Annotated in this window: 21 protein-coding genes; 11 read left to right on the top strand and 10 right to left on the bottom strand. The window is 67.6% G+C overall.

Going from position 1 to position 20,469, the window contains the following annotated elements; translation table 11 throughout:
- Positions 1–5 precede the first annotated feature (5 nt).
- The 6 genes from eccE to ACOI2T_RS35565 form a co-directional block, all read right to left on the bottom strand.
- On the bottom strand, positions 6–1,400 hold the full coding sequence (gene eccE / locus ACOI2T_RS35590) for a type VII secretion protein EccE (protein WP_409502961.1): 1,395 nt from the start codon (positions 1,398–1,400) through the stop codon (positions 6–8).
- Complete coding sequence (gene mycP / locus ACOI2T_RS35585) at positions 1,397–2,746, bottom strand: type VII secretion-associated serine protease mycosin (protein ID WP_409502960.1); 1,350 nt, start codon at positions 2,744–2,746, stop codon at positions 1,397–1,399. The genes eccE and mycP overlap by 4 nt, the downstream gene beginning before the upstream one ends.
- A 188-nt stretch (positions 2,747–2,934) precedes the next feature.
- Positions 2,935–3,192, bottom strand: coding sequence for an HPr family phosphocarrier protein (locus ACOI2T_RS35580; RefSeq protein WP_067849752.1), 258 nt, complete (start codon positions 3,190–3,192; stop codon positions 2,935–2,937).
- Positions 3,193–3,201: 9 nt separating this feature from the next.
- Positions 3,202–5,226: a PTS fructose transporter subunit IIABC gene (locus ACOI2T_RS35575; RefSeq protein ID WP_409502959.1), complete on the bottom strand. Its 2,025-nt coding sequence runs from the start codon at positions 5,224–5,226 to the stop codon at positions 3,202–3,204.
- On the bottom strand, positions 5,223–6,206 hold the full coding sequence (locus ACOI2T_RS35570) for a 1-phosphofructokinase family hexose kinase (protein WP_409502958.1): 984 nt from the start codon (positions 6,204–6,206) through the stop codon (positions 5,223–5,225). The genes ACOI2T_RS35575 and ACOI2T_RS35570 overlap by 4 nt, the downstream gene beginning before the upstream one ends.
- Entirely contained in the window at positions 6,203–6,970 is a 768-nt protein-coding gene (locus ACOI2T_RS35565; protein ID WP_409502957.1) for a DeoR/GlpR family DNA-binding transcription regulator, read from the bottom strand. Before ACOI2T_RS35565 ends, ACOI2T_RS35570 begins: the two co-directional genes overlap by 4 nt.
- Before the next feature lie 102 nt (positions 6,971–7,072).
- Here ACOI2T_RS35565 and ptsP point away from each other — a divergent pair, with 102 nt between their 5' ends.
- The gene (ptsP, locus tag ACOI2T_RS35560) at positions 7,073–8,761 is read left to right on the top strand and encodes a phosphoenolpyruvate--protein phosphotransferase (protein ID WP_409502956.1); all 1,689 of its coding nucleotides are present in this window, start codon (positions 7,073–7,075) and stop codon (positions 8,759–8,761) included.
- Between the two features lie 55 nt (positions 8,762–8,816).
- Positions 8,817–9,791, top strand: coding sequence for a pirin family protein (locus ACOI2T_RS35555; protein WP_067849742.1), 975 nt, complete (start codon positions 8,817–8,819; stop codon positions 9,789–9,791).
- 7 nt (positions 9,792–9,798) lie between these two features.
- Here the strand turns inward: ACOI2T_RS35555 and ACOI2T_RS35550 are convergent, their stop codons facing one another.
- Positions 9,799–11,946 (bottom strand): FUSC family protein, encoded by a 2,148-nt coding sequence (locus tag ACOI2T_RS35550; protein WP_067849740.1) that lies wholly within the window; start codon positions 11,944–11,946, stop codon positions 9,799–9,801.
- A 21-nt stretch (positions 11,947–11,967) separates the two neighbouring features.
- Complete coding sequence (locus tag ACOI2T_RS35545; RefSeq protein ID WP_409502955.1) at positions 11,968–12,534, bottom strand: TetR/AcrR family transcriptional regulator; 567 nt, start codon at positions 12,532–12,534, stop codon at positions 11,968–11,970.
- A 124-nt stretch (positions 12,535–12,658) separates the two neighbouring features.
- Here ACOI2T_RS35545 and ACOI2T_RS35540 point away from each other — a divergent pair, with 124 nt between their 5' ends.
- The 3 genes from ACOI2T_RS35540 to ACOI2T_RS35530 are packed head-to-tail and all read left to right on the top strand — an operon-like array spanning position 12,659 to position 15,249.
- A complete protein-coding gene (locus ACOI2T_RS35540; protein WP_067850061.1) occupies positions 12,659–13,294 on the top strand; it encodes a TetR/AcrR family transcriptional regulator in 636 nt (211 codons plus the stop codon).
- Between the two features lie 60 nt (positions 13,295–13,354).
- On the top strand, positions 13,355–14,317 hold the full coding sequence (locus ACOI2T_RS35535) for a class I SAM-dependent methyltransferase (RefSeq protein ID WP_409502954.1): 963 nt from the start codon (positions 13,355–13,357) through the stop codon (positions 14,315–14,317).
- Positions 14,314–15,249, top strand: a complete 936-nt coding sequence (locus ACOI2T_RS35530; RefSeq protein WP_409502953.1) for a class I SAM-dependent methyltransferase — start codon at positions 14,314–14,316, stop codon at positions 15,247–15,249. The genes ACOI2T_RS35535 and ACOI2T_RS35530 overlap by 4 nt, the downstream gene beginning before the upstream one ends.
- Positions 15,250–15,306: 57 nt before the next feature.
- Here ACOI2T_RS35530 and ACOI2T_RS35525 read toward each other — a convergent pair whose 3' ends face one another.
- Positions 15,307–15,474, bottom strand: coding sequence for a hypothetical protein (locus tag ACOI2T_RS35525; RefSeq protein ID WP_165766104.1), 168 nt, complete (start codon positions 15,472–15,474; stop codon positions 15,307–15,309).
- A gap of 189 nt (positions 15,475–15,663) precedes the next feature.
- Here ACOI2T_RS35525 and ACOI2T_RS35520 point away from each other — a divergent pair, with 189 nt between their 5' ends.
- The 6 genes from ACOI2T_RS35520 to ACOI2T_RS35495 are packed head-to-tail and all read left to right on the top strand — an operon-like array spanning position 15,664 to position 19,952.
- Entirely contained in the window at positions 15,664–16,530 is an 867-nt protein-coding gene (locus tag ACOI2T_RS35520) for an SDR family oxidoreductase (RefSeq protein ID WP_067849730.1), read from the top strand.
- Complete coding sequence (locus ACOI2T_RS35515) at positions 16,527–17,489, top strand: NADPH:quinone oxidoreductase family protein (protein WP_085150056.1); 963 nt, start codon at positions 16,527–16,529, stop codon at positions 17,487–17,489. The genes ACOI2T_RS35520 and ACOI2T_RS35515 overlap by 4 nt, the downstream gene beginning before the upstream one ends.
- Entirely contained in the window at positions 17,489–18,184 is a 696-nt protein-coding gene (locus tag ACOI2T_RS35510; RefSeq protein WP_409502952.1) for a haloacid dehalogenase type II, read from the top strand. The genes ACOI2T_RS35515 and ACOI2T_RS35510 overlap by 1 nt, the downstream gene beginning before the upstream one ends.
- Positions 18,185–18,193: 9 nt before the next feature.
- On the top strand, positions 18,194–18,916 hold the full coding sequence (locus tag ACOI2T_RS35505) for a methyltransferase domain-containing protein (RefSeq protein WP_409502951.1): 723 nt from the start codon (positions 18,194–18,196) through the stop codon (positions 18,914–18,916).
- Positions 18,913–19,398 (top strand): DUF456 domain-containing protein, encoded by a 486-nt coding sequence (locus ACOI2T_RS35500; protein ID WP_409502950.1) that lies wholly within the window; start codon positions 18,913–18,915, stop codon positions 19,396–19,398. Before ACOI2T_RS35505 ends, ACOI2T_RS35500 begins: the two co-directional genes overlap by 4 nt.
- Complete coding sequence (locus ACOI2T_RS35495; protein ID WP_409502949.1) at positions 19,395–19,952, top strand: YceI family protein; 558 nt, start codon at positions 19,395–19,397, stop codon at positions 19,950–19,952. Before ACOI2T_RS35500 ends, ACOI2T_RS35495 begins: the two co-directional genes overlap by 4 nt.
- Positions 19,953–20,214: 262 nt before the next feature.
- Here ACOI2T_RS35495 and ACOI2T_RS35490 read toward each other — a convergent pair whose 3' ends face one another.
- Positions 20,215–20,469 (bottom strand): hypothetical protein, encoded by a 255-nt coding sequence (locus ACOI2T_RS35490; RefSeq protein ID WP_409502948.1) that lies wholly within the window; start codon positions 20,467–20,469, stop codon positions 20,215–20,217.

The following is a 20,469-nucleotide window of genomic DNA, read 5'->3' as shown; positions in this document are numbered from 1 at the left end:
TCCCCCTACTGCTCCAACGCCATCTGATAGCGGCTCTCTTCGCGTGGATTGATCAGCCGGATCGGCAGTTGCCGGTGTCGTGGCGTATCGATGAAGTTGGGCCGCAAGATCACCCGGCCAACACCTTGGTGGGGCCCGAGATAGGTCGTCGCATTCGGCCAAGCGACACGAGGCGTTCGGCCGACGCGTCCGTTGATCATCGTGGCGAACTCACGAAATTGCGGTCCCAAGGTGATCACCGCGCCGGACGCGGCCGCTCGAATCACGAACTGTGTAAAGAGCCTTGCGTCGCCGAGGTTGATGCTGACATCGACGTCGTCGAATGGCATGTACACGGGGTAGCGGTCGGATGTCTCGCCGACCAGCACGCCAGCCGAACCGATCGGCAAGTCATAGTGCTTGTCGGTGACCGGGGTGAGGCCTTGCAAGGCCGCTCGCTGGCCACCGAACAGGCACGAAAAGCCGCGTGGGGTCGTCGGATTGGCCAAGGTCGTCAGCAGAACGGTGCTGGTAGGTGCCGCACCCGGGCGTATGCGCACCCGGGTCGTGGTGTGATCGGCCCGTGCCGACCACCACACATCGGGCCCGCCCGGTGCGTTGTAGGCCGCGGTGAACGTGCTGCGTCCCTTGATCGCCGACCACGTCTCACGCTCGAAGCTGATCTCGGTGGCCTTGTCGTAGTCATCGAAGCTGCGTGAGCATCGTGCGTCAATCCCGTTGCTGGCCAACTGGTCCGCAATACGCGTCGTCGATGCCACGAGGTAGCGCGCCAGGCCCGAGACCCCGGCATCGCGGCGCAGTGCCGACCGCCGGGTTTTCTCGGGATCGGCCCGAAGCACAATCCATGTGCGCCGGTTCGCCGGCGCGGGATACGGGCCGACGACCTGCTCGTAGAGCGCCACGAGGCTGGCCGGGGCCGTCTTGCCGACCCGGTAGCCCGCCGACACCACGTCGGCCTCCAAGTCGGGGCAATGAGCTTCGAGCAGTTCCTCGACGAGCTTCGTGCTCACGATGTCATCCGACACCGCGTTGCCGTTGACGATCACGGTCGGTGTGAAAGGTCGTGGCACGAGCTCGATCACGGCGATCAGATAATCGCCCTGCCAGCGGACCGCGACATGATCGCCGGGCATGACGGTGGACCCGACCGCCGGCTCGGAAGCCACATCGGGTGTGCTGCGGTGGCGGCGACGCCACGAGAAGATCGCCACCACCCAGCCGGTGATCCGGCGCCCACGGATGGTGAGCACCGAGAAGATCGCGATGAGCACCGACAGCGTGATCCCCAACCACATGAGGTTGAAGTGCAGGCACACGGCGATGCAGGCGGGGATCAGCGCCGCCGTCCAGATGGCGTGGCCGGTGGTGAACCGAAAGCCGAACTGTCGCAAGAAGTTCATCGCCGGCGCCTCAACGCGCGCCGTGCCATGGCGCCGATGCCCAGGATCAGCGCCAGCGACACCCCGACGACCACCACTGCGGTGATCGGGCCGCGGTCTGGCGGCGGAATATAGACCGGCGGCGGAACTTCCTTCACCCGGAACGGAGCCTTCTCCGGCCCGTCGGGCACCTCCCACGTCAGCGCTGCGACCGGGTCGACGACGCCGGCACCGACATAATTGTCGACGCCTCCGCCCGGGTGGCGCGCGGTTGCGGTGATGCGGTTGATGATCTGTGCCGGACTCAGATCCGGGAAGCGCTGCTTGAGCAGCGCCGCCAAGCCGGACACGTAGGCCGCAGAGAAGGACGTGCCGTTGAGCGGAACCGGGCCGTCCTCACCCGGTGTCGCGTTGACGGGCTGGCCGTCGTAGCCGAGCGAGATGAGGTTCTCGCCGGGAGCCGCTGCGCCAACCCATGGGCCCGACATCGAGAAATTGCTGGGCTGCCCGTTCTGTCCGATGCTGCCGACTGTCAGTACCAGCGGGTCATACCAGGCCGGGCTGACGATCGTCTGCACCTGCTTCCAGCCCCGCGGATCGGCCGGGATGGACGGATCGGGTGGCGGGTTCTGCGTGCAGTCCTGGCCGGTGTTGCCGGCCGCGACGACGATGACTGCGTTCTTCACGTTCACGGCGTAGTTGATGGCCGCACCCAGGCTGGTCTCGTCGATACGGCGAGTCACCTTGTAGCAGGCCGCCTCGCTGATGTTGATCACCTGCGCGCCGAGATTGGCCGCATGGACGACGGCGCGGGCAAGGCTGCGGATGGAACCTGCCGTCTGGGTGCTGTTCGGGTCATTGGGATCCTGCCGCGAACCCTTGGGCTGGAAGGCGACCGACGTCTGGCGCAGCGAAAGCAACCGGGCATCCGGCGCGACGCCGACGAAGCCGTCGGTCGGGGCGGGCCGCCCGGCAATGATCGCGGCGGTCATCGTCCCGTGCGCATCACAGTCGGACATACCGTTGCCCGCAGCGTCGACAAAGTCGCCGCCCGGCTCGGCAGGAACGCGAGGTGACCCCTGCACGCCCGTGTCGATCACGGCCACAGTTACTCCGGCGCCGGTTGCGAACTTCTGCGCCTCAGCGATCCGAAGGTAGTCATTCGCCCATGGTTTGTCGGCGAAATTCGTGTTGGGCAAAACCGTCGGAGCTGCGCAGATCTTGCGCTGCTCCATCGGCTGATCCGGGCCCGTTTCGTCAGGTGGGACCGCTGCGGCATCGATCATAGGCGGGTCGATCGCCCACGCCGGAGGAGCACTGAAGAAAGCCAGCAACAAAGCCAGCAGCATTACGGCTATGCGGCGCACGCCTCACACTCCCCCGATGAAATTCGACCCGTCTGCAGTGTGCTGATGCACATCTGGCAAACAAGCCAATGTCCGCTCTGAAATGCATCTTCTCACGTCAAGCCGACTGGCTAATGGCACGGGGGAAACTATAACGGCGGACTGAATGCGCCGATGACGCTTCTTGTAGCAACGCCACCGAACATCAGTTAAGCGTCGAGATCCTGTTCGATGAGTTCGGCAACTTTCTTCAGTGTTTCGGCGTCGTCGGATGTGACGGTCACCTGAGCGCCGTTGCCGGCACCGAGCGTCATGATCATGAGGGCTGAACCGGCGTCTACCGGTTCACCGCCGTCGACCGACAAGGTGACCGGGACTCCGGCATTGACGACGGCTTCGGCGATGATCGCAGCCGGGCGGGCGTGGAGCCCGATGGCTGAGCCGACGGTAACGGTCTTGCTGGGCATGGATTCTCCTCAGGTGGTGGCCAGCGCCGGTGCTTCCGGCGTGGTGACGGACGGTTTGGCGAACTGTTTGGCGGTGATGACGGCAACGGCGCTGACGACGGTGCCGATGGCGAGGGCGATGAGGAACCACAACAGGTTTCCGATCGCGAAGAACACGAAGATGCCGCCGTGCGGTGCTTTCAGCGTCACGTTGAACGCCATGACCAGCGCGCCGGTGACGGCACCGCCGAACATCATCGACGGGATCACCCGCAGCGGGTCGGCCGCGGCGAACGGGATGGCGCCCTCGGTGATGAACGACGCACCGAGTAGCCACGCCGCCCGACCGTTCTCCCGTTCCGGCTCGGTGAACAGCCCGGGCCGGATGGCCGACGCCAACGCCATCGCCAGCGGCGGCACCATTCCGGCGGCCATCACGGCGGCCATGATCCGTAGCGTCGCGGGGTCGGCGATGTTGAGCCCGGCCGTGGCGAATGCGTAGGCGGCCTTGTTGACCGGCCCGCCGAGGTCGAAGCACATCATCAGGCCGAGGATGACACCGAGAATGATCACCGACGTTCCGGTCATGCCGCTCAGCCAGTTGGTCAATCCGGTGGTCAGCGCCGCCAGCGGGCGGCCGAGGAGCAGGAACATGAGCAGGCCGACGATCAACGATGCGAAGAGCGGGATGATCACGACGGGCATGAGGCCGCGGAACCACTGCGGGACGCTGATGCGGCTGATCCATAGCGCCGCGAACCCGGCGATCAGTCCGCCCACGATGCCGCCGATGAAGCCGCCGCCGACGAACACTGCCACGGCTCCGGCGGTGAAACCCGGTGCGATACCGGGACGGTCGGCGATCGCAAATGAGATGTAGCCCGCCAGCGCGGGAACCAGGAACATGAAGGCCAGCCCGCCGAGCGTGAACAGCACTGCTCCGAGATACTGCACGAGACCGCCCGGCGGAAGGTCGGCAAGGGTATTGGTGACGGCGATGTGGTGGCCGAGTGAGTTCATCCCGTAGGACAGCGGTTCCGCGCCGTCCGGTGGATTGCCGATCTCGTAGCCGGCGAACAGGAATCCGAGCGCGATCAGCAGACCGCCGGCCGCCACGAACGGGATCATGTAGCTCACGCCGGTCAGCAGGATCTGGCGCAACCGGGTACCCCAGCCGACGTCACCTGCCGGCGCCGCGGCCGCCGGTTCAGCAGAGCCGGCGACGCGCGGCGCGTCGGGATCGCCTGCCGCCGTGATGGCTTCGGCGACCATCCGGTCGGGTTCGTTGATGGCGCGTTTGACGCCGGAGGCGATGACGGGCTTGCCCGCGAAACGCTGGCGGTCCTTTACACCGACATCGGTGGCGAAAATGACCGCATCGGCCGCGGCGATGGTCGCCGCCGAAAGCGGGGTGCTGCCCGACGATCCCTGGGTTTCTACCGTGAAGTTCACGCCGGCCTTCTCCGCGGCCTGCTTGAGAGAATCGGCCGCCATGTAGGTATGGGCGATTCCGGTGGGGCAGGCGGTGATTGCGACGATCGACACGGGCTTGGCCGGTTCCGGTTCCGGTTGCGCAGCAGGAGCAGAAGGAGGAGCAGGCGCCGGGTTCACCACACCGTCCACCAGCGACACGACCTCATCGGCGCTCGACGCGGCCCGCAGCGATTCGACGAAGTCTTTTCGAACGAGGGCGCGCGCGAGGCTCGACAGCAGCTTCATGTGTTCGGCGCCACCGGATTCCGGAGCGGCGATCAGGAACGTGAGGTCGGCTGGGCCGTCCGGGGCGCCGAAGTCGACCTTGGGGGACAGCCGAGCGAAACCGATCGTCGGACTGTCGACGTAGGGGGAGCGGCAGTGTGGAATCGCGATGCCGCCCGGCAGCCCGGTGGCGGACTGCGCCTCGCGGGCCATCGCGGCACCGACCAGGCCGTCGGTGTCGGTGGTACGTCCGGCTCCGGCGAGCGCGTCGACCAGGCGGGCGATGACCGCCTGCTTGTCACCGCCAGCGTCGACGTCGAGCAGGACCAGATCGGTGGTGATGATCGGTTGAGTCATTGCAGTACTTCCGGGTTGGTGGTGACGAGCGGGGTTACGCGTACGGCGTCGAGGTCGAGTTGTGCGGGGGCGGGCAGTGCCGAGCCGGGGAGTGCCGCGGCCGCACTACCGTAGGCGACGGCCATCCTCAGCCGGCGTGGCGGTTCGGCGCCGCCGACGGCCGCACGCAGGTAACCGGCGAGGGACGCATCGCCCGCGCCGACCGTACTGCGCGGCACGATCGGCGGCGGGGTGGCCAGCCACGCCCCGGTGGTGTTCACCAACACCGCGCCTGCGGCGCCCAGGGTTGCGAGCACCGAGCCGACTCCGCGGGCCACGAGTCGTTCGGCAGCGCTCACCACCGGCGACAGATCTCCTTGTGCGGCAGCGGTTTCCAGTGCCGTTGGCGACGCACCGACGATGCTGGCCAGCTCTTCGCCGTTGGGCTTGATCAGATCGGGCGCAGCCACCCCGAACCCGGCCGCCAGTTCAGCGAGCGGCTTCTCGGAGGTGTCGACGGCGACGCGGCACGGCATGGGCGCAAGCAGTCGCACCACGTGTGCGTACCAGTCGTCCGGGACCCCCGGCGGCAGTGAACCGGACAACACCACCCAGGAGGCCTGCTCGGCCTTGGCGACCACGCATTGAGTCAGCGCGTCCAGCGCGGCCGCGTCGAGACAGGCTCCGCGCTCGTTGAGTTTGGTTGTGGTGCCGTCTGTTTCGGTGATCGCCAGGTTGGTGCGCACCGGCTCTGCGATCGGGACTCCAGTGAACGGAACACCTTGGGCCCGCAGCGCGACCAGCAGCGGATCGGTGTCGGCTGCGGGCAACACCGCGACAGCGCCGACCCCGGCCAGGGTCAGGGCCCGCGCTACGTTGATGCCTTTGCCGCCCGGTTCGACGGTGACCGAGTCGACGCGTTGTACCGCGCCCCGCGTGAGTGCGGTGGCGAGCGTGACCGTGCGGTCCAGGCTCGGGTTGGGCGTGACGGTGACGATCATGCGATCACCACCTCGACGCCTTGCTCGGTGAGCTGCTTGCGATCGGTTTCGTCGATCTCCGCGTCGGTGATCAGCGTGTCGACGCTGTCGAGTGGGGCGAAGCTCACGAAGTCCTCCTGGCCGACTTTCGACGAATCGGCAACGACCACCACATAGTTCGCGGCCCGCACCATCGCACGCTTGACGGCTGCCTCCTCGGTGTCCGGGGTGGACAAACCGTGACGGACGCTGATCGCGTTGGTGCCGATGAAGGCGATGTCGACCCGCATGGTGTCGAGTGCCCGCAGCACCTGCTCGCCGACCGCCGCCTGGGTGAGGCCGCGCACCCGCCCACCCAGCAGTTGAAGGGTCACCGTCGGCATGGCGGCCAGGCGGCCCGCGATCGGCACGGAGTTGGTGACGACGGTCAACTCCCGGTCGGACGGGATCTCGGCGGCCACCCGCGCCGTCGTGGTCCCGGCATCCAGGAGGACGGTGGCGCCGCTCAGGGGAAGGAAGTCGATGGCCGCGGCGGCGATGGCATCTTTCTGCTCGGCTCGGGTGGTGTCGCGTTCGCCGACCCCGGCCTCCACGAGATGCAAGTTGCGGACGGGGACCGCACCGCCGTGCACGCGGCGCAGGACACCGGCCTTGTCGAGGACCGCGAGATCGCGACGGACGGTCTCGGTGGTCACGTCGTAGGTCTGCGCCAGCTCCGCGACCGAGGCTCGGCCGCGGCTCATCACCAGTTCGGCGATGGCCTGCTGGCGCTCTTCGGCGTACATGGGTCTCCGTTTATGTGGTTTGGGCCGCGCATGAATGTTGATATGTGTTGTTTTACGCTTGGCTGTGTTGACTTGTCAATGGTTTCCTGTAATCTGTCTCACATGAGCACTTCATCTCCGGCCACGTCACGGCACGTTCTCCGCGGGGTCCCGGTGGTGTCGGGCGTGCAGTACGCACCGGTGATCCGGCCGGGACGGCTCCCGGAGGTCGAGGTTCCGGACATTGATATCGACGCGGCGGACCGGGCTGCCGAAGCCGGCCGCTTCAACGCTGCCGCGACGGAGGTCGCGACCCGCCTGCGCGGTCGTGCAGCGCACGCGACGGGCGCCGCATCCGAGGTGCTGGCCGCCACCGCCACGCTCGCCCAGGACCGGGCATGGCTGGGTGCCGCCGAGAAACGTATCGCCGCCGGGGCCCCCGCGGTGCGTGCGGTCACCGAGGCCGTCGACCAGTTCGTCGAATTGTTCACCCAGCTCGGCGGTCTCATGGCGGAGCGTGTCACCGACCTGCGCGATATCCGGGACCGGGTCATCGCCGAACTGTCCGGCCTGCCGGAGCCGGGCGTGCCGCTTCCCGACGTGCCGTCGATCCTGTGTGCCGAGGATCTTGCGCCCGCCGACACCGCCGGCCTGGACCCACGGCTCGTGGTCGGGTTGGCCACGACTCTCGGCGGGCCGACCAGCCACACCGCGATCATCGCGCGCCAGTTGGGCATCCCGTGCGTGGTCGCGGTTGCGGGTCTCGACGACATCGTGGCAGGCACGATGGTGCTGCTCGACGGCACGGCGGGCACCGTCACCGCGGATCCTGATCCTTCCGAAGCCGCCGGCGCGCTCGCGACCGCGCAGCGCGCGGCGGCCGCGGCCCGGCGGTGGGCGGGGCCGGGCGCCACGGCAGACGGCCACGCGATCGCGATCCTGGCCAACGTGCAGGACGGCGCCGCCGCTCGGGCAGCGCGCGAGACGCCGGCCGAAGGCGTCGGGCTGTTCCGTACCGAGCTGTGCTTTCTCAACCGGGACAAGGAACCGACCGTCGCCGAGCAGGCGCAGATCTACGGTGAGGTGTTGCAGGCGTTCGCCGGTCACAAAGTCGTGATCCGCACCCTGGATGCGGGTTCGGACAAGCCGCTGAAATTCGCGGGTCATCCCGATGAGGCCAATCCGGCGCTCGGCGTGCGTGGCATCCGGATCGCGGAGGGCAACCCCGGCCTGCTGGACCGCCAACTCGAGGCCATCGCCGCGGCGGCGAAGACGACGGATAACCAGCCGTGGGTGATGGCGCCCATGATCGCCACCGCTGCCGAAGCGAAAACCTTTGCCGCGCAGGTGCGTTCTCACGGACTCACGCCGGGCGTGATGATCGAGGTGCCTGCCGCGGCGCTGCTGGCCGACAAGATCCTCGAGCACGTCGACTTCCTTTCCATCGGCACGAACGACCTCGCGCAGTACACGATGGCCGCCGACCGCATGTCGGCTGAGCTCGCCACCCTGACCGATCCCTGGCAGCCCGCGGTGCTGGCGCTCGTGGCCATGGCGGTGCGGGCCGGTGCCGCGGCGGGCAAGCCGGTCGGGGTGTGTGGCGAGGCGGCCGCCGACCCGCTGCTGGCCTGCGTGCTCACCGGGCTCGGCGTGACGTCGTTGTCGGCGGCCGCGGCTGCGATCCCCGGCGTGGGCGCGAAGCTCGCGCAGGTGACATTGCAGCGGTGTCGCGACGCCGCCGACGCGGTGCTCGCAACGGCCACGGCGGCCGACGCGCGTGCCGCTGCGCTGGGTGTTCTCGTGGGGGAATAATCGGACCGCGGTCCGGTTATAGGAGTATCAGCTCAGATACCCCTAGGAGGTACCGATGCCAGCCATCACTGCGGACACCTTGACCTTGCCCCGTATCGCGGCAGCTCAGGCGTCCGACACCGAACGCCCGGTGCGTTCCATCACGACCGGCCCGCGTGGTTACGAGGGCGAGGGCTTCCCGGTCGTGCGCGCATTCGCCGGTGTGAGTGCCGCCGATCTCGATCCGTTCGTCCACATGGACCAGATGGGTGAAGTCGAATACGAGCCGGGCGAACCCCGGGGCACCGACTGGCACCCGCACCGCGGATTCGAAACCGTCACCTACATGATCGACGGGCGTTTCGCCCACCAGGACTCCCACGGCGGCGGCGGCCTGATCACCGACGGCGCCACCCAGTGGATGACCGCGGGTTCGGGCATCCTGCACATCGAGACGCCGCCGGCCGAGCTCGTCGAGAGCGGCGGAACGTTCCACGGCATCCAGCTGTGGGTCAACCTGCCCCGCAAGGACAAGTTCGCCAGCCCGCGTTACCAGGCGATCGAAGGCAATGAGGTCAAGCTGCTGTCGTCGGACGACGGTGGCGCGCTGGTCCGGATCATCGCCGGCGAGATCGACGGCAACCAGGGGCCGGGAAGCACGCACACGCCGATCACCATGGCGCACGCCACGATCGAACCGGGTGCACAGCTCAACCTGCCGTGGAACCGCGACTTCAACGCGCTCGTCTACGTACTGTCCGGGCGCGGCAGCGTCGGCCCGGTCGCACATCCGATTCACCAGGGCCAGCTCGCGGTATTCGGCCCGGGTGACCGGATCACCGTGGCCGCCGAGGGAACACAGGACTCGAACCGGCCCGCGCTGGAGGTTTTGATTCTGGGCGGCAAGCCGATTCGCGAGCCCGTCTTCCACTACGGGCCGTTCGTGATGAACTCGAAGTCGGAGTTGATCCAGGCGCTGGAGGATTACAACGCGGGCAAGTTCGGTCAGATCCCGCCGAACGCGTTGATGCCGCACCGGCCCTTGCGGTGACGCCGCGCTAGTTGACCGATTCGGCGGGCTGCGGGTACAGCAACTCCAGCTCGCCGAGATTGGCCGCTACGGTCACCAGCGGCAGGGCCGCCGATACCGCGAGGCCGTCACCGTCGTTGGCCTCGGCGCGCAACGCCAGTACGAACGTGTCACCGATCGGCACGAGCGCCGAAGTGGTGTCCACGCCGGTGAGCCGGTCGCAGATGGCCTTGGCGTGGGTCTCGATCGACTCGCGCGTCGTCTGGTAGACGCCGAGCGGTGGCGGCACGACGTCGGCGATGAGCTCGGCCGCCGCCCGTACCCGGGTGGCCCGGTTGGCCGCCCGGACCACCGGAGCGCGCTGGTCGGTTGGTCCGCCGTTCTCCGAAAGATACTGGCGCACAGCATCATCCAGTGTCCGCGATGCTTCGAGGCCGGCGTGGCTGAGCGCGATCACCCGGTCGGTGGCGTCCTCGGAGGCGCCACGGGTCACGCGCAGCACGGCGGCCTTGAGGAATTCCGCGCCGACGGCGCGGGCCTGGTCGATCGCGTTCGCCACCGAGGCCTTCGCGCCGCGCGGCCACAGCAGGACCGACACCACGATGCCGACGAGCGCACCCACCACGACGTCCTCCACGCGGATCAAGCCCACCTGCCAACCGGTCGGGGCGATCAGGTTGAAGTTGATCAGCACCATCATCGTGAACGCGGCCTGCCCGGCGATGAACGACGCGACCTCGGGCACGTACGCCGAACCGAACGCGACGATCGGCAGGAGGATCCACAGCACCACCGGATCCACCCCGACCAGTTCGATGAGCACCGCGCCGAGCACGAATCCGATCGCCGTCCCGGCCACGGCCCGCAACACCCGCGTACCCGTGGTGAGCGCGCTGCTCCGTAGCACCGACATCGCGCCGAGCACGACCCAGAACCCGTGCTCGACCGGGAACACGTGGGTCACGGCGACCGCCAGCGCGAGCCCAAGGCCCGTGCGCAGGCTGTTGCGCAACACCACCGCCCGGGTCGCCAGAAATCCCTTGGCGATGGCCGCGATCGCAACGGTCTCGGGCATCACCCAGTCCGCGGTCCCCGTCTCGGGCAGGCGCCGGCCGAGCACGCGCGCCCACACCGGCCGGGCATCGGCCAGGGCGGCGTTGCCGATGACGCGCCCGGTCACCGCGATGGTTGCCGAGATGGTGCGGCGGACGAGCAGCGTGCGGCCGACCTCGACGGCGGCCGCGTCGTCGGCGCTGCCGAGGATCGCGGCGATGTCGTCGCGGTAGGTGCCTTGCGCGACCGTGCGCTGCTCGGCGAGCGCGGCCCACAGGTCCGCTCCCCGCCTTGCGCGTTCGGCGGCGTCGTGGATGCGCAGCACCGCGGCACTGTCGCGCAAGACGCGCACCGCGGGATCGCGCATCGCGCCGAGTTTTTCACCTGTCTCGTCGGTGATCCGGTCGGATATCCAGCCCAGGTCGTCGACCACCCGGACCAGGGCGCGGCTTCCCGCGGTGAGGGCGACGGGACGATAGTCGGCGCCGAGGAAGCTGGCGTACAACTCGTTCATCGCGCGCGTGACGTCGCGTGCGGATGCCTTGCCTTCCAACCGGTCGGCCAGCTTGCGGCAGACGCGGGCCGCGTACCGGCGCAGTTCGTCATGGTGGCGCGGAGGAAAGAGGAACAGCGCCGCGGGGACGCAGACCACGAGCGCGATCAGCCAGCCGAGGAGCCGGTCCGGGATGGGCCCGACGGGTGTGCACAGCGGCAGCACGAACAAGAGCAGGGTCGCACGCTGACCGGCGGCGACGATCTCGCTGAGCACCCCGGAGAACGCCACGACCACACCGATGACGAACATCGACAGCACGCTCAACCAGACGTGCGGCGCGATCAGGGTGCCCAACACGATCAGCACGGCCCCGTTGAACGCCAAGCCGCAGTACGCGAGCGCGCGGGCTGGCCGGTTGCCTGGGAAGTCCGCGGTGATCAGCAGCGAAACCGCGCCGAAGATACTGAACAACGGGGTCTGGGATCCGGCGCCGACGGCGAAGGCGATCGCGGCCGCGATCGGCAACACGATCCCCGCGCGCGCCGCGCGTCGCAGCGCGTCGTACTCGGGGTCGCGATCCCGCAGCCGGTCTGCTGCCCGGTGCCACATGTCGGCCGGGGTCAGCATGAGACTCGATCGTAGGCGTCTCTAGCCGGTTTCCGGTGTCGGAGTGAAGCGGCCCGACTCCAGCGCGTCGCGCAACTGGAACGAGATCCACTTGAGTGCCTCGGTGTCGCGCGGCAGCGTGCTCTGCTCGTAACCGACGATCAGGTAGACACCCCATGCCGCGAAATAACGGGCGTTGAGATCGTCACCGATGATCTCGCGCGCCGACTCGTAGATGATGTCGAACCGCAGTTGATCGACGACGGCCTGGACGGTGTAGACGTCCGGGTCGAGCGAACTCCACACCCGGATCGCCGCCTCGGCGCCGTGTGGCAGCGCGAGCGCCTCCTCGATGAGGGTTTCGATGCGCCGGTGCGGATCGGGGTCGGCGCGCACGGCCTCCACAACCCGCAGTGTCCGCGCCTGCCGCCAGTGTGCGATGAGCTCTCTGGTGTACGCGGACCAGTTGGGGAAGTAGTGGTAGAACGACCCGGTTGTGACGCCAAGCCGGTTACACACTTCGGCGAGTTTCAGGCCGCCGTAGCCCAGATCGGACAACACGTCCAGACCGGTGTCGAAGTACGACTCCCGTGAAACGACGCCTGCCATCCAGGTCACCCTAGTTCGTCGGTCAAGCCTCAATTTCCGGGGGTATTTGCTGGCAAATCCGCGCGCGAAACTCCGAATAGACACTCTGTGCGAGCGCCGAGGTGACGTGTGGCACAATTTGACCGTGGCGCACATTGCGAGCCGAGGACCGGGTCGTCCTCCGGCAGCTAAGGCAGCGGAGACACGCGAGCGCATATTGCATGCGGCGCGCGAGGTGTTCAGCGAACTCGGCTATGACGCCGCAACATTCCAGGCGATCGCGATCAGAGCCGATCTCACCAGGCCTGCGATCAACCACTATTTCGGTAGCAAACGCGTGTTGTACCGCGAGGTGGTCGAACAGACGAATACGACCGTGATTGCCGCGGGCATCGCCCGAGCGCGGGAAGCCACCACACTTCTCGGCAGGCTCTCGGCATTCTTCGCAGCCGCGATGGACGCCGAATCGGCGGATCGGTCGGCGGCCGCGTTCCTGGTCACCTCGGTGCTGGAGTCGCAGCGTCATCCCGAACTCGTGTCCGAAGAGCACGACGCGCTGAAGAATTCGCGTGAGTTCGTGGAGTGGGCCGTCAACGACGCGATCGAGCGCGGCGAACTCAATACCGACACCGACATCCCGGCGATCGTCGAAATGCTGGTCGCGGTGATGTGGGGCATGGGGTTTTACGCGGGGTATGTCGGCAGACAGGGCGAACTCGGCATCATCGTCGACAAGTTCGAAATGCTCATGGCCAACAAGCTCTGGCAACTTCGCGATTGAGCGGGGGCGTGACGCACGCCACCCAATAGCCTGGCTAAGTTTTAGTAGCATTGCTACTAAATGACTGATCTGAGCGAAGCGCAGTCCGTACGGGCTGCCGGGGACAGCTGGGACATCACCGAGAGCGTTGGGGCAACTGCGCTGGGCGTCGCGGCGTCGCGCGCCGCCGAGACCGCACAACCCGACCCGCTGATCCGCGACGAGTTCGCGTTCCTGCTGGTGTCTGCCGCGGGACCGGCCTGGGCCCAGCTCGCGAGTAGCGACCCGTACTGGATCGGCGACGACGAGGACGCGCGTCGTATCCACGAGATGGCACGCAACTATCAGGCCGTGCGGACGCACTATTTCGACGACTATTTCGCCGAGGTCGCGCACGCCGGGATCCGGCAGGTCGTGATCCTGGCCGCCGGCCTCGATTCGCGGGCATACCGGCTGGACTGGCCAGCGGGCACGACGGTGTTCGAGATCGACCAGCCGAAGGTGCTGCAATACAAGACCGCAACGCTCGATGCGCACGGCGCCGTCGCCCGGTCGCGCTACGTTGCGGTTCCCGTCGATCTGCGCGACGACTGGCCCGCGGCCCTCATCGAGAACGGGTTCGACCCGGCACAGCCGACGGCCTGGCTCGCGGAAGGACTACTGCCGTACCTGCCGGCCGATGCCCAGGACCGGCTCTTCGAATTGGTCGGCGCGCACAGTGCACCCGGAAGCCGGATCGCCGTCGAGGCTTTCAATCTCGATCCCGAGCGCTACACCGAGGAGCGGCGTGCCGAGCGCCGAGCTCGTGCCGCGCACATGCGCACCCAACTCGATCTCGACATCGACGTCGACGCCCTGATGTACGCCGATGCCGACCGGGCCGATGCGGCCGAATGGCTGGCCGCACACGGCTGGGAGGTCGACGCGGTGGCAAGTATTGACGAGATGGCCCGGCTGGGCCGACCGGCCCGAGAAGCCGACCTGGCTGAACTCGGCATGGACAGCGTGCTGCTGCGCGCTCGACTGGACGGAGAATCGCGATGAGCTCACTACGCACTCATGACGACACCTGGGACATCGCCACGAGCGTGGGAGCGACGGCCGTCATGGTCGCGGCCGCGCGTGCCGGTGAAACCGCACGCGACGACGCGCTGATCAAGGATCCGTACGCGAAGATCCTGGTCGCCGGTGCCGGTACGGGTGTGTGGGAGTCGTTGCTGGACACCGAATTCGCGAGCAAGATCGAGGACGCCGACCCGGAGGCCGCGGCGATCTTCGAGCACATGGGCAACTACCAGGCGGTCCGCACCCACTTCTTCGACGACTACTTCGCCAAGGCGGTCGACGCCGGAATCCGCCAGATCGTGATCCTGGCGTCGGGTCTCGATTCCCGCGCGTACCGGCTGGACTGGCCCGCGGGCACCACGGTGTACGAGATCGACCAGCCGAAGGTGCTGGAGTACAAGGCCGCCACGCTGGCCGAGCATGGGGTGCAGCCGGCCGCGCAGCGCCGCGAGGTCCCGGTGGATCTGCGGTTCGATTGGCCGAAGGCATTGCGGGACGCGGGTTTTGACGACAGCAAGCCCACCGCGTGGCTGGCCGAGGGCCTGTTGATGTACCTGCCTGCCGACGCCCAGGATCGGCTGTTCGAGCTCGTGACGGAGTTGTCGGCGCCGGCCAGCCGAATCGCGGCAGAAACCGCAGGCGTCAGCTCCAGTGAGCGCCGCGAGGAGATGCGGGAGCGCTTCCAGAAATTCGCCGACCAGTTCAACCTGGGTTCGGCGCTCGACATCCAGGAACTCATCTACGAGGACCCGGACCGCGCCGATGTCGCGGACTGGCTCAACGCCAACGGCTGGCAGGCACAAGGACAGCACTCACTGGACGAGATGAGCAGGCTCGACCGCCTCGTCCAGATGACGCAAGAGCACGACCGCAACGCGTTCTCGACGTTCGTCACCGCCGAAAAGCGCTGAATCACAACGAAAAAGGGCGCCCGCTCGGGGCGCCCTTTTTCGTTCGCTGATGGCGTGTCAGCGGCCGTTGCCGAAAACCGGGGCCGTCTGGCTGACGGTGGCGCGCTGCTGGGTGTCCTGCACCCAGTCGTGGTGCCCGATGTCGGCCGACGCCGGCCCGGCCAAGCCGAGCACTGCCGCTGCCAGTCCGCTGGCGACCATTGCGGTGAATCCGAGCTTCTTCATTTCATGTCCCCTTCCGAACTCTTTTCTTGACTCATTCAACTTAAGAAGCGCGGTGTTAATTCCAGGTGACGTGTGACTTCGCTTACTGAGCCGACCCGGTGCATTGCTGCCGATGAGCCCGCCGTATACAGAGAAGGAAAGCCACGCAGCTGTGACAGCCATTACGGCCCGTCGGAGGAGAGGAATCCCATGCCAGGAGTGCAGGACCGCGTCGTCGTCGTCACCGGAGCCGGTGGTGGTCTCGGACGTGAATATGCCCTGACGTTGGCCCGTGAGGGCGCCAGCGTCGTCGTCAACGATCTCGGCGGCGCCCGCGACGGCACCGGCGCCGGCCACAACATGGCCGATCAGGTGGTCAACGAGATCAAGGAAGCCGGCGGCCGGGCCGTCGCCAACTACGACAGCGTCGCGGAGCCCGAGGGCGCCGAGAACATCATCAAGACCGCGATCGACGAGTTCGGCAAGGTCGACGGCGTCGTCAGCAACGCAGGCATCCTGCGCGACGGCACGTTCCACAAGATGACGTTCGAGAACTGGGACGCCGTGCTCAAGGTGCATCTGTACGGCGGCTACAACGTCATCCGCGCGGCTTGGCCGCACTTCCGTGAGCAGAGCTTCGGCCGCGTCGTCGTCGCGACCTCCACGAGCGGTCTATTCGGCAACTTCGGCCAGGCCAACTACGGCGCCGCCAAGCTCGGCCTGGTCGGCCTCATCAACACGCTGGCCCAGGAAGGCGCCAAGTACAACATCAAGACCAACGCGGTCGCCCCGATCGCGGCGACTCGCATGACGCAGGACATCCTGCCGCCCGAGGTGTTCGAGAAGCTCACGCCCGAGTACGTCGCACCGGTGGTCGCCTACCTGATGACCGAGGAACTGCAGGACACCGATTCGGTCTTCATCGTCGGCGGCGGCAAGGTTCAGCGAACGGCACTGTTCCAGAACGAAGGTGTCACCTTCTCCGACGGCGTGCCGTCGGTCGACGATGTCGCCGCCAAGTGGGGCGAGATCACCGACCTGTCCGCGGCCCAGCAGGCAAGCTTCAAGCTGGGATGAAAGCGCTTGTAGCGCAGGCACTTACCGGCACCGCCGGGCTGGCGTACGCCGATGTCCCCGAACCCGAGTCGCATGACGCGGTGATCGTGGACGTCGGTGCCGCCGGCGTCTGCTTCCCGGATCTGCTGTTGTTGCGCGGTGAGTACCAGCTGCGGCTGGAACCGCCGTTCATCCCGGGTATGGAAGTCGCCGGGACGGTGCGCTCGGCGCCCGAGGGGTCGGGCTTCACGCCGGGCCAGCGGGTATCGGCGTTCACGATGCTCGGCGGCTACGCCGAGCAGGTCGCGGTCAACCCGTCCGGCGTGATTCCCACGCCGGACGGTCTCGACGACGGGGCTGCGGCCTCACTGCTCGGCAACTACTACACGATGCAGTTCGCGTTGGCCCGCCGTGGCGCGCTGCAGCCCGGCGAGACCGTGCTGGTGCTCGGCGCGGCAGGCGGGATCGGCACGGCCTCGATACAGCTCGCCAAGGCGCTGGGCGCGCGCGTCATCGCGATGGTGCACCGGCCGGGCGCCGAGGAGTTCGTCTCGGGGCTCGGTGCCGACGTGGTGTTGCCGCTGACCGACGGTTGGCGCCAGGCCGTGCTCGATGCCACCGACGGCCGCGGTGTCGACATGGTCGTGGACCCGATCGGCGGCGAGGCGTTCGACGACGCGGTTCGCGTCTTGGCCACCGAGGGCCGGTTGTTGGTCATCGGGTTCGCCGCCGGAGGCATCCCGACCGTCAAGGTGAACCGGCTGCTGCTGCGCAACGTCAGCGTCGTCGGCGTCGGCTGGGGCGAGTTCGTCAACCGCACACCCGGCGCACAGGCCGACGTCGGAGCCCAGCTCGGCAAGCTGGTGGCCGACGGGCTGCGGCCCCCGCCGCCGGTGCGCTATCCGCTGTCCGACGGGGTGGCCGCGCTCGACGCCCTGGCGGGCGGGCAGGTGCGGGGCAAGCTGGTCCTGGAGCCGTAATGAAGGCCGTGGCGTTCGACGTGTTCGGGACCGTGGTCGACTGGCGGTCCTCGATCATCGCCGAGCTCGAAACGTTCGGTAAAAATCAAGGGCTGCAACGGGATTGGCCTGCCTTCGCGGACAACTGGCGGGCTGGTTACGCCCCGGCGATGGACCGGGTGCGCCGCGGTGAGCTGCCGTGGACCAGGATCGACGATCTGCACCGCTCAATCCTGGTCGACCTGCTCGACGGCGCGGGCATCCGAATCGCCGACGGCGAGATCGACCACCTCAACCGGGCCTGGCATCGGCTCGACCCGTGGCCGGACTCGGTGGCAGGTCTCACTCGGCTCAAGGAACGCTTCGTCATCACCACGCTGTCCAACGGCAACGTGTCGCTGCTGACCAATATGGCCAAACATGCGGGACTGCCGTGGGATTGCGTGATCTCGGCGGAGTTGTTCCGGCATTACAAGCCCGACCCCGAGGCATACCTGGGGTGTGCCGAACTGCTCGACGTCGCACCGCGCGAGCTGACGTTGGTCGCGGCTCACCCCTCCGACCTCCGCGCGGCCCGCGCGGCGGGCCTCGGAACCGCGTACGTGGCGCGGCCGCTCGAGTTCGGGCCCGGCCGCCCGCCGCATTCGGTCGAGCAGGGTGAGTTCGACATCGTCGCGACGGATTTTGGCGACCTCGCCGACCAGCTCGGTGCGTAGCGTAGAACCATGGACACCGCTTCGAGCCAGGCCTTGCGCAAGGCGCTCGATCTGCTGATCGATCCGCCGGCCGAACCCGATCTCAGCCACGGCTATCTCGATCTGCTCGGAACGGGCAGTGACGCCCCGAAGAACACGGGTTTCATCCAGAAAGCGTGGGCATCGCCGCTCGGTTCGATGCTCTATGACCAAGCCCAGTTGCTGAACCGCCGGATCGTGTCGGCATCGCGGCCGCCCATCGACTGGTTGAACATTCCCAGCGGCGGCACCGCACTCGATGTCGGCAGCGGGCCAGGCAACATCACCGCGGCGTTGGCGCGGGCGGCGGGCCTGGACGGCGTGGCCCTGGGCGTCGACATCTCCGAACCGATGCTGGCGCGTGCCGTCGAAGCAGAGGCCGGGCGGCAGGTCGGGTTCCTGCGGGCCGATGCGCAGCGGCTGCCGTTCCGTGACGAGAGCTTCGACGCCGTCGTCTCGCTCGCGGTGCTGCAGCTGATTCCGGATCCCGTTGCGGCGCTGTCGGAGATGGTGCGTGTGTTGCGGCCGGGCCGGCGGATGGCGGTCATGGTGCCGACGGCCGGGCACGGTGCGGCGTTGCGGTTCCTGTCGAGGGGCGGCGCCCGGTTGTTCGCCGAGGACGAGCTCGGTGACGTGTTCGAAGATCTCGGCCTGGTCGGCGTGCGGTCCAAGACCCATGGGTTCATCCAGTGGGTCCGCGGGGCCAAGCCGTGAGCACGCTCGGGATCGTTCTCGTCGCGCTGGCGATCGCGATCGGCTTGATCGGCATCGTGGTGCCCATCCTGCCGGGCGGGCTGCTGGTGTTCGCCGCGATCGCGGTGTGGGCCGTCGTCGAGCACAACACGGCGTCGTGGATCACGCTCGGTGTGGCGACCGTGCTGTTCGTCGCCGCCGAGGTCATCAAATATCTCTGGCCGGTGCGGCGGATGCGCGCGGCAGAAGTCCGGACGCTCAGTCTCGTGGCGGGCGCGGTGCTCGGCATCGTCGGCTTCTTCGTGATTCCGGTGATCGGATTGGTGATCGGATTCGTCGCGGGGGTCTATCTGGCCGAGTTGGGCGCACGCCGGGACTATCGGCGCGCGTGGGCATCGACCGTGCACGCGCTCAAGGGTGTTGCGTTGTCGGTCGGTGTCGAGTTGGTCGGAGCCCTGTTGGCGACGATGGCCTGGGTTGCGGGGGTGTTCGCGACAAATTGACCGCCAACGGGCAGTGGACGCTGGACGCGTCGGACGGTGAATTGTTGCTGCACACCGGTGTCACCGGGACTGCGGCGCGCATGGGTCATCGGCTGACGATTGCGATGCGGTCGTGGCAGGCGACCGTGCAGTGGTCGGGTGACGATCCCGTCGAGGTCGCGGTGACGGTCGACCTCGAATCGCTTGACGTCATCCGCGGTGAAGGTGGTGTGACGCCGCTGTCGGGCGCCGAGAAGAAGCTGGTGCGTGCCAACGCGACGAAGTCGCTGCGGACCGGCAAATTCCCACACGCCCGATTCCGGTCGGCCGCCATCGAACGCGACACCGACGTCATCCGACTGATCGGCACCCTCGAACTCAACGGCCGCGCCGGCGAGCAGACCGTGGACATCCGGGTCGAGGATGACGGGGGTTCGTGGCGAATTTCCGGTGCGGCCGTCGTCGCGCACACCGACTTCGGCATCAAGCGGTACTCGATGATGATGGGCGCCATGAAAGTGGCCGACGAGGTTGAGGTGACGTTCACGGCCGGGCACCCAAAGTCCACCGAATAGCTTTGCGCTGCAACGGTTCCTGACCACATCCGAGAAATTCGTTGACGCATGTGTAGATCACGGCGTTAACGGGTATCGACCACAGGATGAACGTGAGGAGTCCGATCATGAACATCGTCTCAGGTGTCGTTCAAACCGTCGGCCGGACCGCGGACGTCGCCACCGCCGCAGCGGGAGCAGTCGGAGGCGCGGCCATCAACGGCGTCGTAGGTGGAATCAAAGGTACCGGAGCGGGAATCCGCGACGGGTTGAGTCGGGGCAGTCACTCGACGGCGGCGGCGGCCGTCACGATGGCCGCGGTCGGCACCGCGGGACTCATCGAATGGCCGGTGTTGCTCACGGTGGGCGGCGCGGCACTTCTGGTGCACCAACTCAACGAGCGTGCGCGCGACGGGCACACCGATGAGGCCGGTACGTCGTCAGGATCGTCGGGCACGTCAACCAGGTCGGCATCGGCGCGGTCAACATCACGATCGACGTCGTCACGATCGCCCTCCAAGCGCTCGTCGCCGGCCAA

The sequence above is a fragment of the Mycolicibacterium wolinskyi str. Jessa 2025 genome, assembly GCF_049241375.1.
GTDB classification, from domain to species: Bacteria; Actinomycetota; Actinomycetes; order Mycobacteriales; family Mycobacteriaceae; genus Mycobacterium; species Mycobacterium wolinskyi.
This window is presented reverse-complemented; position numbering and strand designations above follow the sequence as displayed.